At 70.6% G+C, this 13,534-nt stretch carries 14 protein-coding genes; 3 read left to right on the top strand and 11 right to left on the bottom strand.

The genetic code is table 11. The features are described 5' to 3' along the window. The first annotated feature begins 308 nt into the window (after positions 1–308). Together DEJ01_RS02140 and DEJ01_RS02145 are read left to right on the top strand one after the other, a co-directional pair. Positions 309–1,520 carry a sensor histidine kinase gene (locus tag DEJ01_RS02140; RefSeq protein WP_244993310.1) on the top strand — a complete coding sequence of 404 codons (1,212 nt, stop codon included), beginning with the start codon at positions 309–311 and terminating at the stop codon, positions 1,518–1,520. Next, positions 1,517–2,188 carry a response regulator transcription factor gene (locus tag DEJ01_RS02145; protein WP_111092088.1) on the top strand — a complete coding sequence of 224 codons (672 nt, stop codon included), beginning with the start codon at positions 1,517–1,519 and terminating at the stop codon, positions 2,186–2,188. Before DEJ01_RS02140 ends, DEJ01_RS02145 begins: the two co-directional genes overlap by 4 nt. Here DEJ01_RS02145 and DEJ01_RS02150 read toward each other — a convergent pair. Continuing rightward, positions 2,185–2,937, bottom strand: coding sequence for a TetR/AcrR family transcriptional regulator (locus tag DEJ01_RS02150; protein ID WP_258375623.1), 753 nt, complete (start codon positions 2,935–2,937; stop codon positions 2,185–2,187). The genes DEJ01_RS02145 and DEJ01_RS02150 overlap by 4 nt on opposite strands. Before the next feature lie 79 nt (positions 2,938–3,016). Here DEJ01_RS02150 and DEJ01_RS02155 point away from each other — a divergent pair, with 79 nt between their 5' ends. Further along, entirely contained in the window at positions 3,017–3,859 is an 843-nt protein-coding gene (locus tag DEJ01_RS02155) for an NAD(P)H-binding protein (RefSeq protein WP_111092090.1), read from the top strand. Here DEJ01_RS02155 and DEJ01_RS02160 read toward each other — a convergent pair. The 10 genes from DEJ01_RS02160 to DEJ01_RS18030 all read right to left on the bottom strand — a co-directional run bounded on the left by DEJ01_RS02160 (position 3,852) and on the right by DEJ01_RS18030 (position 12,929). After that, positions 3,852–4,613, bottom strand: a complete 762-nt coding sequence (locus DEJ01_RS02160) for a triose-phosphate isomerase family protein (protein WP_111092091.1) — start codon at positions 4,611–4,613, stop codon at positions 3,852–3,854. The genes DEJ01_RS02155 and DEJ01_RS02160 overlap by 8 nt on opposite strands. Next, positions 4,610–6,316, bottom strand: a complete 1,707-nt coding sequence (locus DEJ01_RS02165; protein WP_111092092.1) for a dihydroxyacetone kinase family protein — start codon at positions 6,314–6,316, stop codon at positions 4,610–4,612. The genes DEJ01_RS02160 and DEJ01_RS02165 overlap by 4 nt, the downstream gene beginning before the upstream one ends. Next, positions 6,313–7,704: an MFS transporter gene (locus DEJ01_RS02170; protein WP_071404417.1), complete on the bottom strand. Its 1,392-nt coding sequence runs from the start codon at positions 7,702–7,704 to the stop codon at positions 6,313–6,315. The genes DEJ01_RS02165 and DEJ01_RS02170 overlap by 4 nt, the downstream gene beginning before the upstream one ends. 120 nt (positions 7,705–7,824) lie before the next feature. Further along, on the bottom strand, positions 7,825–8,610 hold the full coding sequence (locus DEJ01_RS02175) for an SDR family NAD(P)-dependent oxidoreductase (protein WP_111092093.1): 786 nt from the start codon (positions 8,608–8,610) through the stop codon (positions 7,825–7,827). Between the two features lie 15 nt (positions 8,611–8,625). Next, complete coding sequence (locus tag DEJ01_RS02180; protein ID WP_027466963.1) at positions 8,626–9,579, bottom strand: 3-hydroxyacyl-CoA dehydrogenase family protein; 954 nt, start codon at positions 9,577–9,579, stop codon at positions 8,626–8,628. Next, complete coding sequence (locus DEJ01_RS02185) at positions 9,576–10,598, bottom strand: sugar phosphate isomerase/epimerase (RefSeq protein ID WP_111092094.1); 1,023 nt, start codon at positions 10,596–10,598, stop codon at positions 9,576–9,578. Before DEJ01_RS02185 ends, DEJ01_RS02180 begins: the two co-directional genes overlap by 4 nt. A gap of 93 nt (positions 10,599–10,691) precedes the next feature. Beyond that, positions 10,692–11,408, bottom strand: a complete 717-nt coding sequence (locus tag DEJ01_RS02190; RefSeq protein WP_110863648.1) for a GntR family transcriptional regulator — start codon at positions 11,406–11,408, stop codon at positions 10,692–10,694. 244 nt (positions 11,409–11,652) lie between these two features. Beyond that, on the bottom strand, positions 11,653–11,997 hold the full coding sequence (locus tag DEJ01_RS02195) for a hypothetical protein (RefSeq protein ID WP_146247541.1): 345 nt from the start codon (positions 11,995–11,997) through the stop codon (positions 11,653–11,655). Continuing rightward, a complete protein-coding gene (locus DEJ01_RS02200; protein ID WP_111092096.1) occupies positions 11,994–12,401 on the bottom strand; it encodes a GntR family transcriptional regulator in 408 nt (135 codons plus the stop codon). The genes DEJ01_RS02195 and DEJ01_RS02200 overlap by 4 nt, the downstream gene beginning before the upstream one ends. A gap of 390 nt (positions 12,402–12,791) precedes the next feature. Then, the gene (locus DEJ01_RS18030; RefSeq protein ID WP_181438338.1) at positions 12,792–12,929 is read right to left on the bottom strand and encodes a hypothetical protein; all 138 of its coding nucleotides are present in this window, start codon (positions 12,927–12,929) and stop codon (positions 12,792–12,794) included. Positions 12,930–13,534: the final 605 nt, after the last annotated feature.

The following is a 13,534-nucleotide window of genomic DNA, read 5'->3' on the forward strand; positions in this document are numbered from 1 at the left end:
CGGCCGATGGTTCGCCGGGGGCACTGAGCGGCCGTCCAAGGTGGCCGGATCACGCAGAGGGTGTCCCGGATGCGCCGTTCCACGGATCCGGGTCAACCGTCGGCTTCACCCGGCAGGACGAGGCCCTTCGGTCGACCGCCCGATGCCCTCGGCCGTCCGGTTGCGCAGGCTGGGAGCATGCAGACCTCGACCAAGCACACGATCGCCACCCTGCTGCTCTGCGCGGCGATCGTGGTCGCCACCGTCATCGCACTGATGGCCATGGCCCCGCCCGCGTGACGCCGGTACGGCATGGGAGGATCGCTCTCGTGACCGAACGCGGCAGGTTCCTCCGGCCGCTCGCCACCCGGTCGATCGTCATCGACGTGGCCTGGGCGGTCCTGGCGGCGTTCGTCTTCCTGCTGCCCATCGACCTCGAGCTCGAGCACGCGAGCCTCGCCGCGGTCCTGTCGGCCTCGGTGGCGATCGCCCTGCGTCGCATCTCCCCGTCCGCCGCGATGGCGATGGTCGTCGTCCTCGGGGTGATCCAGGTTGGTGGCGGCGAGCGTCCGTCGCTGGTGGACCTCGCGCTCTTCGTCGTGATCGGCACCGCCGCGGTCGTGGGCACCCGCACCGAGGTCGTCGTCTCCGGCGTGCTCGCGGTCGTCGCCGGGGCGGGGGCCACGGTCTACCTGGCGTCGACCGGCTTCCGGTTCCTCGTGCTCATCAACGGCCCGCGCGACCAGGCGTTCCTGGCGATGGCCGCCCCGGTGACCGCGCTGCTCGGGGTCTGGGCGGGCGGGGTCGCCGTCCGGGCCTTCCGCTCCCGCGACCGCGAGTCGGAGCGCCGTGCCGACGCCGAGGCCGCAGCATCGCGTGCCGAGGCCGTCGCCACCGAGGCCGAGGCCACCGCCACCCGCGCGATCGACGTCGCCGAGTCCGAACGCATCCGCGCGGACATCGCCCGCGACGTGCACGACGTCGTCGGCCACTCGCTCGCGGTCATCATCGCGCAGGCCGACTCGGTGCCGTTCCTCGACGACGAGGCGCGCATCCGAGCGGTCAGCGCCACCATCGCGAGCACCGCCCGCAGCTCCCTGGTCGAGGTCCGACAGGTCCTCGGGCACATCGACGGCTCCGCCGAGGCGACCGGCCCGGGCTCGCTCGAGGAGATCGTGCAGGGCATCCGCGACGCCGGGGTCGACGTCGACCGCACGGTGCGCGGGGTCCCGCTGGCCCTGCGCCCGGACACCGGCACGGCCGCCCGCCGCGTGCTGCAGGAGATGCTCACGAACGCCCTGCGCCACGGCGCCCCCGGCAACCCGGTCGTCGTGCGGGAGACCTGGCGGAACGCCGACCTGGTGCTCGAGGTCGAGAACGTCGCCGGAGACGGCACCACCGCTGGCTCCGGCCGCGGGATCGACGGCATGGACTCGCGCCTCGGCGCCCTCGGTGGGTCGTTCGACGCCGCCGTGCTGGACGACGTGTTCACGGCACGCGCCCGCATCCCGTTCGACGTCCAAGGGGGACCCGTCCGATGACCGAGCCGATCAGGATCCTGCTCACCGACGACCAGGCGCTGTTCCGCGCCGGGCTCCGGGTGGTGCTCGACGCCCAGGAGGACATGCGTGTGGTCGGCGAGGCCTCCGACGGGGCCGAAGCGCTCGCGCTCATCCCCGAGGTGCGCCCCGACGTGGTGCTGCTCGACATGCGGATGGCCGGAATGGACGGCGTGGAGACCGTCCGGCAGCTCTACTCCGGCACCGTCGCGGGTCCGCTGCCGCGCGTCGTCGTGCTCACCACCTTCGGTCTCGACCCGGCGGCGGCGACCGCGATCCGGCTCGGCGCCAGCGGGTTCCTGCTCAAGGACACCACGCCGCCGTTCCTGTTCGCCGCGGTGCGGGCCGTGCACGAGGGCAGCTCGGTCATCGCACCGAACGACCTCGCGCAGCTGTTCGGCACCGACGTGGCGCGGGCCCCCGCACCGCAGCCGCCGGAGTTCGCGACCCTGACCGAGCGGGAGCGCGTCGTGTTCGGGTGGGCGTCCCGTGGGCTCTCGAACGCCGAGATCGCCACCAGGGAGTACGTCACCGAGTCGACGGTGAAGACCCAGATCTCGAGCATCCTGGGCAAGTTGTCGCTGCGCGACCGGGTGCAGCTCGTCGTCTACGCACACGACCACGGGCTGGCGGGCACCCGCGAGGACTAGTCCGCGGCGATCCGGTCGAGCCACTCCGCGAGCATCGTCCGCTCGGCTGCCGACAGTCGATCGAGCCGGGGCGCTGCGGCACGGAGCGTGATCGCGGCGCTCGTCACGGCGTCACGCCCCCGACCGCGACCACCCGCGGCCGCGCCGCCGTCGTCCGTCGTCGTCCCGCTCGGCACGAGGATCCGCCCGAGCACCGCGTCGAGGACGTCATCGGCGAGTGACGGGTCCCGCTCGTCCGCCGGAGCGGCCAGGATCGCGAGCACCGCACCGGTGCCGGCCGCGTGCACGAGCTCGACCGCGCGGTGTTCCGGCACGGCCAGTCGTCCGGCCTCGGCCACCCGGCGGATGCGTTCGGCGAGCAGCGCGGTACCGGCGCGGGCGGCTGCCGACCGACGGCCACGCTCCGGGTCGCTCAACAGTACGAACAGGTCGGGGTTCGCCAGCCCGAAGCCGATCGTCATCGACCACCCGGTGCGCAGGTCCTCGACGGGGTCGGTCGCCTCGTCACGAGCAGCCCGGACGGCGTCGGCCTTCATCGCCGAGAACGTCGCCATCGCGTGCTCGGCGACCGCTTCGAGCAGACCGTCCTTGTCGCCGAACAACCGGTAGATGGTCGGTGCCTGGACGCCTGCGCCGTCCGCGACCGCCCGCGTGGTCACCGCCGCGGCACCGCGTTCGCGCAGCATGGTGCCGGCGACCTCGACGATGCGCGCACGCGTCTCGTCGCGCTGGCTTCCCTGCTCGATCACGGAACAACGATAACGGATCTGTGCTATCACTGTGTTACCAGCGCTACCGACGTGCTGTTTCCACCGATACGGAGAAGTCATGATCGTCATCACCGGGGCCACCGGAGCCCTCAACGGCGCGACCGCCGACCACCTGCTCGAGCACCTCGCGCCGTCCGACCTGGCGGTGGTGGCCCGTGATCCGGCCCGAGCACAGCGGTTCGCCGACCGCGGCGTCGAGGTCCGCCGCGGCGACTACGCCGAACCGGAGACCCTGCCGGCAGCCTTCGCGGGCGCCGATCAGCTCCTGCTCGTCTCGTCGAGCGACCCGGCCGCCGACGCCGTCGCGCTGCACCGCGCCGCGGTCGACGCAGCCGTCGACGCCGGCGTCGGCCGGGTCCTGTACACGAGCCACCAGGGCGCCGCGCACGGTTCGCCCTTCGTGCCCGCAGCGCACCACGCCGCCACCGAGGACCTGCTCCGCGACTCCGGGCTACCGTGGACGAGCCTGCGGAACGGCTTCTACGCGCACAGCGCCGCCTGGATGACGGGACCGTGGCAGGAGACCGGCACGGTGTCCGTCCCCGTCGACGGCCCGGTGTCGTGGACCGCCCGCGGGGACGCCGCCGAGGCAGCCGCCGCGATCCTGCTCGCCGATCAGCCGTTCGACGGGCCGGTGACGCTCACCGCTCCGGACGCGCCGACCTTCGCCGACCTGGCTCGGCAGGCGTCCGAGGTGTCCGGTCGGACGATCGGGTTCGAGGCCCTGGGCGAGGACGAGTGGCGTGCCCGTGCGCTGGCCGCGGGGCAGGACCCGCACATGGTCGGGTTCCTGCTCGGCATGTACCAGGCCGCCGAGCGGGGCCTGTTCGCCGGCACCGATCCGCTGCTCGGCGAACTGCTCGGTCGCGCCCCACGGCCGGTGCGCGACCAGCTCAGCTGAGCGCCGCGACCTCGTCGAGGATCGCCTCGACCGCTGCGGGGTCGTGCGCGAACCGACCGAGGAACAGCCCGCCGATCCGCCCCTGCCCCCGGGTGAGCAGACCCGGTCCGGCGCTGCCCCCGTAGAGGACGGTGCTGCCGCGCAGCTCGGGCCGGGTGGCGAGGCGCTGCTCGATCCCGGCGAGCACCGCCACGATGTGGTCGTCCGGCGCGGGTGCCGGTGCGCCGATCGCCCACACCGGTTCGTAGGCGACGGTCAGGGGTCCGGCGAGACCGTCCGCGACGGCGGTCGAGACGGCCCGGTCGAGCTGCGCGGTCACCGCCGCCACCGCTTCCGTCGGATCGGAGGCCCGGTCCGGCTCCCCGACGCAGACCAGCGGACGCAGGTGGTTCCGGAAGGCCGCGTGCACCTTCCCCGCGATCGTCGCGTCGTCCTCGTGGAACAGGGAGCGCCGTTCGGCGTGCCCGATCTCGACCAGGTCGACACCGATCTCCCGCAGTTCGGCGCCGGAGACCTCGCCGGTGAACGCACCCGCGTCGGCCCACGACAGGTCCTGCGCGGCGAGGAGCACTCCCGACCCGGAGAGCAGGTCGCGGACGGGCACGAGCGCCGGGAACGTCGGCGCCACGAAGAGCGACGCCGCACCCGAGCGCACCGCGGGGTGTCGCCGGGCGATGTCCGCGACCTCGGCCGCCCACGACAGCGTCCGGGCGTGCGAGAAGTACGTCTTCAGCGACACCCCGACGGTGATCACGGCGCGACCGTCTCCACGACGAGGGCGAAGGACAGCGCGCCGGGGTCCGCGGTGCCGACGGCCTGGTCGGCGTGCGTCCGCGCCCGGCCCATCTTCGGCACCAGGGACTCCGTGGCGTCGGCCGCTTCGCGGGCGGCACGGACGGCGTCACCCCAGGCCTCGGCGAGCGCCGCACCGGCGTCGAGCCGGGTGCGGAGCACCTCGTCGAACGGCACCAGGGCGTCCACCATCGTCTTGTCACCGACGGTGGCGCCGAACGCGAGCACGGCCTCGGTGGCCGCGCGGACCCCCTGCGCGACGGTGGCACCCGACGGACGCGAGTCGTCCCCGACCACGCGACCCAGTGCCTCCAGGGCGGCACCCCAGATCGCACCAGACGTGCCGCCGGCCTTGTCGGACCAGGCGTCCGCGGCGACCAGCAGGACGGTGCCGGCACCGGCACCGCGGGTGACCGCGTCGGCGGCTGCGACGTCGGCGGCGTGCGATCCGCGCTGCATCCCGATGCCGTGGTCGCCGTCACCGGCCACGGCGTCGATGCGCCCGAGTTCGTCGGCGTGCTCGTCGAGGACGGCGCGGATCGCGGCGAACCCGGCGGCGACCTGCTCGGCGACCGCGCGGGACTCGTCGGTCGCCGGGCCGATGCCGACGCCCTCGGCGTCCGCCGCCACGGTGGACGGGTCGACTCGCTGTTCGGCGACCGCACCGCCCTTGCGGTAGGCGGGTGTGTCCGCGGGTGCTGCCCAGAGTTCCTCGAGCTCGTCGTCGAGCCAGAACAGCGTCAGGGAGACCCCGGCCATGTCGAAGCTCGTGACGAGTTCGCCGACCTCGGGCTCCACGATGACGACCCCGGCGTCCGCCAGTCGGCGCTGCACCGAGCGGTAGACGACGAAGAGCTCCTCGTACTTGACCGAGCCCAGGCCGTTCAGGATCGGGACCACCCGCTGGCCCTCGAGTGCCACGCCGTCGGGCAGTTCGTCGAGCAGACGGGACACCAGCAGCTCGGCCAGCCCGTCCGCGGTGGGCACGTCCGTCTCGTCGATGCCCCGCTCGCCGTGGATGCCCATGCCGACCGCCATCCGGCCCTCGGGGACCGTGAACAGGGGTTCCTCGGCGCCGGGCAGCGAGCACCCGGAGAACGCGACGCCGAAGCTGCGCGTCCGGTCGTTCGCCCGTTCGGCGACGGCGGTGACCGTGTCGAGGTCGTCCCCGCGCTCTGCGGCGGCGCCGGCCACCTTGAAGACGCAGAGGTCACCCGCGATGCCGCGGCGCTTCGCGCGGTCGTCGGCCGGAGCGCTCGTCACGTCGTCGGTGACGCGGACCGTCCGGACCGGGATGCCGTCGGCCTCGAGCGTGCGCGCCGCGGCGTCGAAGTTCAGGACGTCACCGGCGTAGTTGCCGTAGCTGAGCAGCACCCCGCCACCGTGCTCCGCGGCCTTCGCGACCCCGGTGACCTGCTGGGCGCTGGGGCTGGCGAACAGGTTGCCCATCGCGGCACCGGCGGCCAGTCCGTGTCCGACCAGTCCGCCGAACGCGGGGTAGTGCCCCGAGCCGCCACCGATCACGACGGCGACCGTGCCGTCGGGACTCGTGGTGGAGCGGGCGACCCCGCCGTGCACCTTCCGCACCCACCGCTCGTTCGCGGCGACGAAGCCGTCGGTCGCCTCGTCGGCGAAGTCCGCCGGGTCGTTGAACAGTCTGGTCATCGCTTGCTGCCCTTCGGGTCGGTGGTGCGGACGTGCGAGGTGTCGAGCAGTTCGTCGGCCTTGGCCCCGCGGAAGAACTTGGTGCAGAAGATCATCACCGCGGCGACGAACGCCAGGACGCCGAGCGAGACGATGCCGAACGCACCGCTGTCGGTGGGCACCACCTCGTTGATCGCGGTGCGCATGATCGGGGCGACGAACCCGCCGAGGTTGCCGAGCGAGTTGATCAGGCCGATGCCCGCTGCGGCTGCGGCACCGGTCAGGAACGCCGTCGGGTACGCCCAGGTGATCGGGCCGACGGCCAGGAAGCTCGCGACGGCCAGGGTGATGAACAGGATGCCGAGCACGGGCTGCCCGTTCGCACCCGCCCACGCGGACCCGAGGATCGACAGACCGGTCGTGACGTAGAACAGGGTGCCCCAGCGACGACGACGTCCGACGGAGTCCGCACGCGAGCCGATCAGGTAGCAGGCGACGAGCCCGACGAGCCACGGGATCGCGGACACCAGACCGACCTGCCAACCGACGTCCTGTCCGAGCAGCGAGGACACCTGCTGCGGCAGGTAGAACGTCGTGCCGTACACCGCGACCTGCAGGCAGAAGTAGATGATCGTGAAGTACCAGACGCGCCCGCTGGCCATCGCGCGCCAGATGCCCTTCGGGCCGTCCTCGCTGCGGGCGGTGTCCTCGCGCTCCATGGCCGCGGTGAGCGACGCCTTCTCGCCCGGTTCGAGCCACTTCGCCTGCTGCGGACTGTTCGTCAGGAACACCAGGGCCGCGATGCCCGCCAGCACCGCGAGGATCCCCTCGCCGGCGAACATGACCTGCCAGCCGTGGAACGGCGTGACCTGGTCACCGACGCTGATGAGGCCGCCGGACAGCGGGGCGCCGATCATCTGCGAGAACGGCTGCGCCAGGTAGAAGATCGCGAACATGCGCACGCGCACCTTGTTCGGGAACCACTCGGACAGGTACATGATCACGCCCGGGAACAGCCCCGCTTCTGTCACTCCGAGGATGAACCGCAGGACGATGAACATCGTGTCGTTCGTCGTGAAGGCGAACAGTGCGGCGACGATGCCCCACGTGACGGCGATGCGGGCGAGCCAGAAGCGCGCACCGAACCGCTTGAGCAGCAGGTTCGACGGGATCTCGAAGATCGCGTAGCCGATGAAGAAGATGCCGGCGCCCAGGGCGAAGGCGGCGTCGGAGATACCGCGGTCGACGCGGAGGGCCTCTTCGGCGAAGCCGACGTTCGTGCGGTCGAGGAACGCGACGAAGTACAGGATGACGAGCATCGGCATGAGGTGCTTCGTCGCCTTGCCGATGGCGGACTTCAGGCCGGGGTCGTTCGTCGACCCGAGCGCGGGGGCAGGGGGTAGTGACACGGGTTCGCTCCTTTGCGAGCACGGTGCGGTCGTTCTGGCGTCCGGCGGTCGGTTCGGTCGTCCGGACGGGAGGCACGGATCGCGTCGCCCGGTCGGCGCGCGTTCCGTGGGCGGCTGGCCCTAGTGCATGTACAGGCCGCCGTCGACGTTGAGCGTCTGGCCCGTGACGAACCCGGCGTCCTCGCTGATCAGGTACGCGACGGCCGCGGCGATGTCCCGCGGGGTGCCGATGCGCGGCAGCACGCCGTCGGCGGCCATCTCGGCCTTCCGCTCCTCGGACAGGGTGCCGCCCATGATGTCGGTGTCGATCGGACCGGGGGCGATCGCGTTGACCGTGACGCCGCGTGGGCCGAGCTCGCGTGCCAGACCACGGGTGAGGCCGATCACACCGGCCTTCGCCACCGTGTACGGGGTCTTGCTGAAGGTGCCGCCGCCGCGCTGGGCGGAGACGGACGACAGGTTCACGATGCGCCCGTAGCCGGACCGCACCATCGTCTCCGCCGCCCGCAGGCTGGCGAAGTGCACGCCGTCGAGGTTGATCGACAGCACCCGGTGCCACTCCCCCTCGGGCAGGTCGAGGTAGGCGTGCGCGGAGGAGACCCCGGCCAGGTTCACGAGTGCGCTGATCGGCCGGAGTTCGGCCTCGATCGTGTCGAAGGCCGCACGGACGGCGGACTCGTCGGCGACGTCCGCACCGACACCGACGGCCCGCACACCGTGCTGTTCGCGGATCTCGGCGGCGACCTGCTCGCTCGCCGTCTGGTCGAGGTCGATGACCCCGACGTCCCACCCGGCCTCGGCCAGGTGGTGGGCGGTGGCGCGGCCGATGCCCCGCGGTGAGGCGGCCCCGGTGAGGACGACGGTGCGGTCCGGGTGCTGGCCGGCTGACTGGTTCTGGTCGCTCATGGTGTCCCTCCCGCCTCAGTGGATCGGTGCCGGGCCGAGCTCGTCGAGGAGCTTCTGCATCGCGACGTACGCCTTGTTCCGGTAGGCGACGAGTTCCGGCGTGCGGTCGGCCGGCACCTCGAGGTACCCGGCGCCGGACTTCGTGCCGAGCTCACCGGCGTCGACGTGCTGCTGCAGCGACGGCGGGGTGGCGAAGCGCTCGGGCCAGCGGGTCTGCAGCGACTCGAAGCAGAACGCGTAGACGTCGAGCCCGGCCATGTCGGCGATCGCGAACGGGCCGAAGAACGGCAGGCGGAACCCGAACGTGGTCCGCACGATGGTGTCGATGTCGTCGGGGCTCGCGATGCCCTCGTCGGCGATCTTCGTGGCCTCCTCGAACAGCGCGTACTGCAGGCGGTTCAGGACGAACCCCGTGGAGTCCTTCACCCGCGCCGACTGCTTGCCGGTCGCGGCGACGACGGTCTCGCCGACCTCGATCGCGTGCTCGTTCGTGGTCGGGTGCGGGATGAGCTCGACGCCGGGGATGAACGGTGCCGGGTTCGAGAAGTGCACGCCGAGGAACCGCTCCGGGCCCACGACCGCCTCGGCCAGCGACTCGATCAGGATCGTCGAGGTGTTCGAGCCGATCACGGCGTCGGGGCGGGCGGCCTCGCTGATGCGGCGCAGCGTCGCGTGCTTGATCTCGAGCTTCTCGGGCACGGCCTCCTCGATGAAGTCCGCGTCGGCGACGGCGGCCTCGATCGACTCGGCGGCACTCAGGTGTGCGCGGACCCGTTCGACGGCGTCCTCGGGGAACAGCCCGTCGGCGACGAACTGTGCGGTCTCGGTGAGCAGCCGCTCCAGGTTCTGCTGGGCGATCTCGGCCGAGACGTCGGCGATCCGGACGGTGTGGCCGGCGAGGGCGAGGACCTGGGCGATCCCGCCGCCCATGTAGCCGGACCCGACGACGGCGATGTCGAGGGTGCTCATCGGATTGCTCCTTCGGTGCTGGTTGCTGCAGTCGGGGTCGCCGTCGCGTCGAGCTTCGTCGTCGCGAGGACGGATCGGATGTACTGCTGGTTGGTGGCGCAGACGCCGAGGCTGTCCCCGCCGTACTGCTCGGTCATGACGATCCCGCGGAACCCGTCGGCGACGGCGTCGCGCAGGACCTGGCGGTAGTTGATGAGGCCCGTCTCCATGGTGCTCGGCGCACTCGTCGCCCAGCTGCCGTCGCCGGCCTCGTCACGCGTGTAGTTCTTCACGTGCAGGTAGTTCGTGTGCGGCATGGTCTTCGCGAAGAGCTCCCGCCAGTCCTCGACGGGACGGTGCAGGCGGATGAGGTTCGCGACGTCCGCGTTCAGCCCGACGTTGTCGAGCCCGATCTCCTCGACCAGGCGAACGGCGCTGTCGGCGGTGCCGAGGTACGTGTCCTCGTACAGCTCGAGCGCCATCGGCAGCCCGACGCTCGCAGCGTGTTCGCCGAGCTCCCGCAGTCGCTTGACCGCGGCCTTCCAGACCTCGGGGTCGTCGGGGTCCTTCGGGCCCGGCGCCGTCCAGAACCACAGCGCCCGCTTCTGAGCGTCGGTGAACGGCTGGTGCAGCCCGGTCGAGAAGACCTGCATGCCCCACTCGGCCGCCGCGTCGATCGTGCGGTGGGCGTACGCGAGGTTCTCGTCCTCGTGCCCGGGCTGGATGACGCTCTTGCGCTGCAGGTGCACGGACGGGATGCCGATGCCGTGCGCCTTCGCGACGGCGAACAGCTCGTCGCGGCGCGAGGCTTCGAGGTCAGCGGGCCGGATGTGGCTGTCGGCGAGTTCGGCGAGCGAGAAGCCGACGGCCTCGATCTGCGCGAACACCTCGTCCCACACCTCGGCGGGGGCGTCGTGGAAGGCCGTCCCGTCACGGGTGACCTGCGCGAAGCCGTGCAGGCAGGCAGCGATCGGCCAGGTCTTCGACGTCCAGGTGGTGGGGTCCCAATCCTGGTCGACCCAGTCCTGTGGAGTGGTCACGGAATGCTCCCTTGCATGTCGTGGTGGTTCAGCATTGAACCTCTTTCCTATAGGAAAGATACTCGCACGACGCCGGAACGCAACCCCTCCGCCTCAGCTCGTGTGGGACGCGTCCGCGCGCGAACGCAACCGGACGGCGTCGATGTGGAGCCGCATCGCGGCGACGGCCGACGTCGGGTCCGCAGCCAGCGCCTCCAGGATGGCCCGGTGTTCCTGGACCGCACGATCCGTGTCGTCCCCGCCACCCTCGACGATCTGCCGCATGCGGTGCACGCGCGTCGTGATGATCTCGGACATCTCCTCGAGGAACGGATTCCGTGTCGCGTCGAAGATCAGCTGGTGGAACTGCCAGTCGCTGCGGAAGAAGCGGGCCATCAGCTCCTCCGGCGCCTGCGCTGCCCCGACGGACGCGACCTCGGCGGCCACCGCAGCCTGCTCGTCGAGCGCTGCCGCGAGTCGCTCGCGCAGGCCGTCGACGTCGCCGCGGGCCGCGAGCTCGACGGCGCCGCTCTCGACGATGAGCCGGGCGTCGAACAGGGCCTCGAGCTGGTCGCCGGCCAGGGGCGGGGAGACCCGGTAGCCCTTGTTCGCTTCACGGGTGACGAGGCCGGTGCGTTCGAGTTGCACCAGGGCTTCGCGCACCGGGGTCGGCGAGACCCCAAGGGAGCGGGCCAGGCCGTCGATCGACAGCCGCATGCCCGGTTCGACGTCGTGGCCCATCAGGACCTCGAGCACCCGGTCGTAGACGCGGTCGCGCAGGCCGAGCTGCGTGATGCGCTCCGTCCCGAAGCCGGGCATGGTCGTGGACATGGGTCGATCCTAGAGAATCCACGACTCGGGCTCGGTGGGAGGCCCCCGGCCCACGCTGCACCATCACGGCCGTCACCCGCCTTGACGTCGCCTCGACCACGCGCTCATGTCGCCGATTGGCTTGCTCGATTGCCGCGCCCCGCGCGCCGATAGGGCGCTCTTGTGTCAACTGGTCATCAGCTAAGGCCTCAGGAAAACATGAGGGAAAAACGCAGCTGAACGACGGAATCGCACTATCAGACGCCTACTTCACGTGCAACATCTCCCGAGCAACTTGGCGCAGTTCCGGCCCGAGGATCTCGACGATAGGGGATCGCCGACCGAGACTTTCGACGAATGATACAGCTATCGCATTCTGCAACCATTCCTCGCTGCGGGCATAATCGATATCTAAATCGTCAAGCGTCATCTGAATGCGTGCATCTGTGGGATCGAGCCGGTATGCGGCGGAGAGCTGGATAGCAACGTCGCCTAGGAACAAGTGCTCCATTAGATTCTGGTTGTCATCCCAATTGACCGGGTCGTCGAGCAGTTGCTTGTATTCAGGGCGCTTGACCACGAACTGTTCGCCCCATTCGGTCGGCGTCAAGGCTTAGCCTCCCATCGCGTTCTGCAGATCGCCCAGGAGCGCCTGTGCCACTTGCCGATCGTGTTCGGAGAGGGGTCCTGACTTGCCCTTGAGACGGCGCCGCTCTCGACGATCAGCCGGGCGTCGAACAGGGCCTCGAGCTGGTCGCCGGCCAGGGGCGGGGAGACCCGGTAGCCCTTGTTCGCTTCACGGGTGACGAGGCCGGTGCGTTCGAGTTGCACCAGGGCTTCGCGCACCGGGGTCGGCGAAACTCCGAGGGAGCGGGCGAGGCCGTCGATCGACAGCCGCATGCCCGGTTCGACATCGTGGCCCATCAGGACCTCGAGCACCCGGTCGTAGACGCGGTCGCGCAGACCGAGCTGCGTGATGCGCTCCGTCCCGAAGCCGGGCATGGTCGTGGACATGGGTCGATCCTAGAGAATCCACGACTCGGGCTCGGTGCGAGGGCTCCGTTCCGGTCCCGGCGCTGAAGTTCTGCGCTCGCGGGGCTCAGTTGAAGAGCGACGCTGCGCCAGGCTTCGCTGCCGAGCACTCCTCAACGGACACCGTCGTACTTCGACTACTACGCAACGCCCGACCCGCTTGTTGCGATTCCGGTCAGGACCGCGGCGGCGGCGAGTAAGAACCCTACGACCATCACGGCAATCGGCCACTTCCGCGGTGGGAATCCCCGACCCGGTCGGAAGTTGATCCCGCAATAGATGACACCAGCCGCGAACGGCACTGCGCCCGCGGCAAACGTCACTATGAGCAAGGTTTTCATGCGACTGCCAAACCTGTAGTCGCGCAGATATTCATTTGCGACGACCACGGAAGATTGCGAGAGCGCCACCCACTGCAACCAGCGCGATCACAATGACGATCCAGACGCCGAACGACATTCCTCCACCCGGGTTCATAATTGCGTCGTAGTGAACGATCAATTGCCGCATGTTACTTCCGTTCGCGTCAGGTCAGCTGCCAGCTGGCGGTACCCGTCACGCTACAGTTCCCGCGAGATCGCTTCGGGCGCACGACGAGGTTCGATGACGGCAGACCGAAAGCGACGCGCCCTGATGTCGTCAGGAAACCCAGGAGCTGCAGGGATGCAGGGTCGGCACGCTCGGCAGCTCGGGCTCGGCGTTCGAGAACCCCGACGAACGAGGCAAGGATGCCGAAGTACATACCGAGGAAAACGAGCGCGCCACCGAGCGGCCAGAGAAGGCCGGCCACACCGCCGCTGGGACTCAGCGCGCCGGTAACACCGAGTCCGATCCTTGTGAGGGCCAGGACGAGTTCCGTCGGGAACCTCCGTCGATGCGTGCTCACATCTACGGACACCAGTGCTCGCCGCTCGGTTCGAGAGACGACGAGACTTCAGGAGACGCAGCGCCGCCAGATTGAAAGTGTCCGTGAGTCGATGGCCGATCGGACGTTCTCGTTGATGACCTCCGACATCGCCCGCAGCGAAGTGAGGCCTACGGACCCGGCCCGGCTCGAACGGGCAGCCACCCTCGCCATGCTGCGGGCAGGACGCATCCTTACCGGGTAGATGCGC

The sequence above is a fragment of the Curtobacterium sp. MCLR17_040 genome (assembly GCF_003234735.1).
Classification (GTDB): domain Bacteria; phylum Actinomycetota; class Actinomycetes; order Actinomycetales; family Microbacteriaceae; genus Curtobacterium; species Curtobacterium flaccumfaciens.

What these genes read in the sequence shown, in the direction of transcription:
- DEJ01_RS02200 (WP_111092096.1), bottom strand. Translation starts at nt 12,401, where the DNA reads ATGTCCACGACCATGCCCGGCTTCGGGACGGAGCGCATCACGCAGCTC.
- DEJ01_RS02175 (WP_111092093.1), bottom strand. Translation starts at nt 8,610, where the DNA reads ATGAGCGACCAGAACCAGTCAGCCGGCCAGCACCCGGACCGCACCGTC.
- DEJ01_RS02145 (WP_111092088.1), top strand. Translation starts at nt 1,517, where the DNA reads ATGACCGAGCCGATCAGGATCCTGCTCACCGACGACCAGGCGCTGTTC.
- DEJ01_RS02190 (WP_110863648.1), bottom strand. Translation starts at nt 11,408, where the DNA reads ATGTCCACGACCATGCCCGGCTTCGGGACGGAGCGCATCACGCAGCTC.
- DEJ01_RS02155 (WP_111092090.1), top strand. Translation starts at nt 3,017, where the DNA reads ATGATCGTCATCACCGGGGCCACCGGAGCCCTCAACGGCGCGACCGCC.
- DEJ01_RS02165 (WP_111092092.1), bottom strand. Translation starts at nt 6,316, where the DNA reads ATGACCAGACTGTTCAACGACCCGGCGGACTTCGCCGACGAGGCGACC.
- DEJ01_RS02180 (WP_027466963.1), bottom strand. Translation starts at nt 9,579, where the DNA reads ATGAGCACCCTCGACATCGCCGTCGTCGGGTCCGGCTACATGGGCGGC.
- DEJ01_RS18030 (WP_181438338.1), bottom strand. Translation starts at nt 12,929, where the DNA reads ATGCGGCAATTGATCGTTCACTACGACGCAATTATGAACCCGGGTGGA.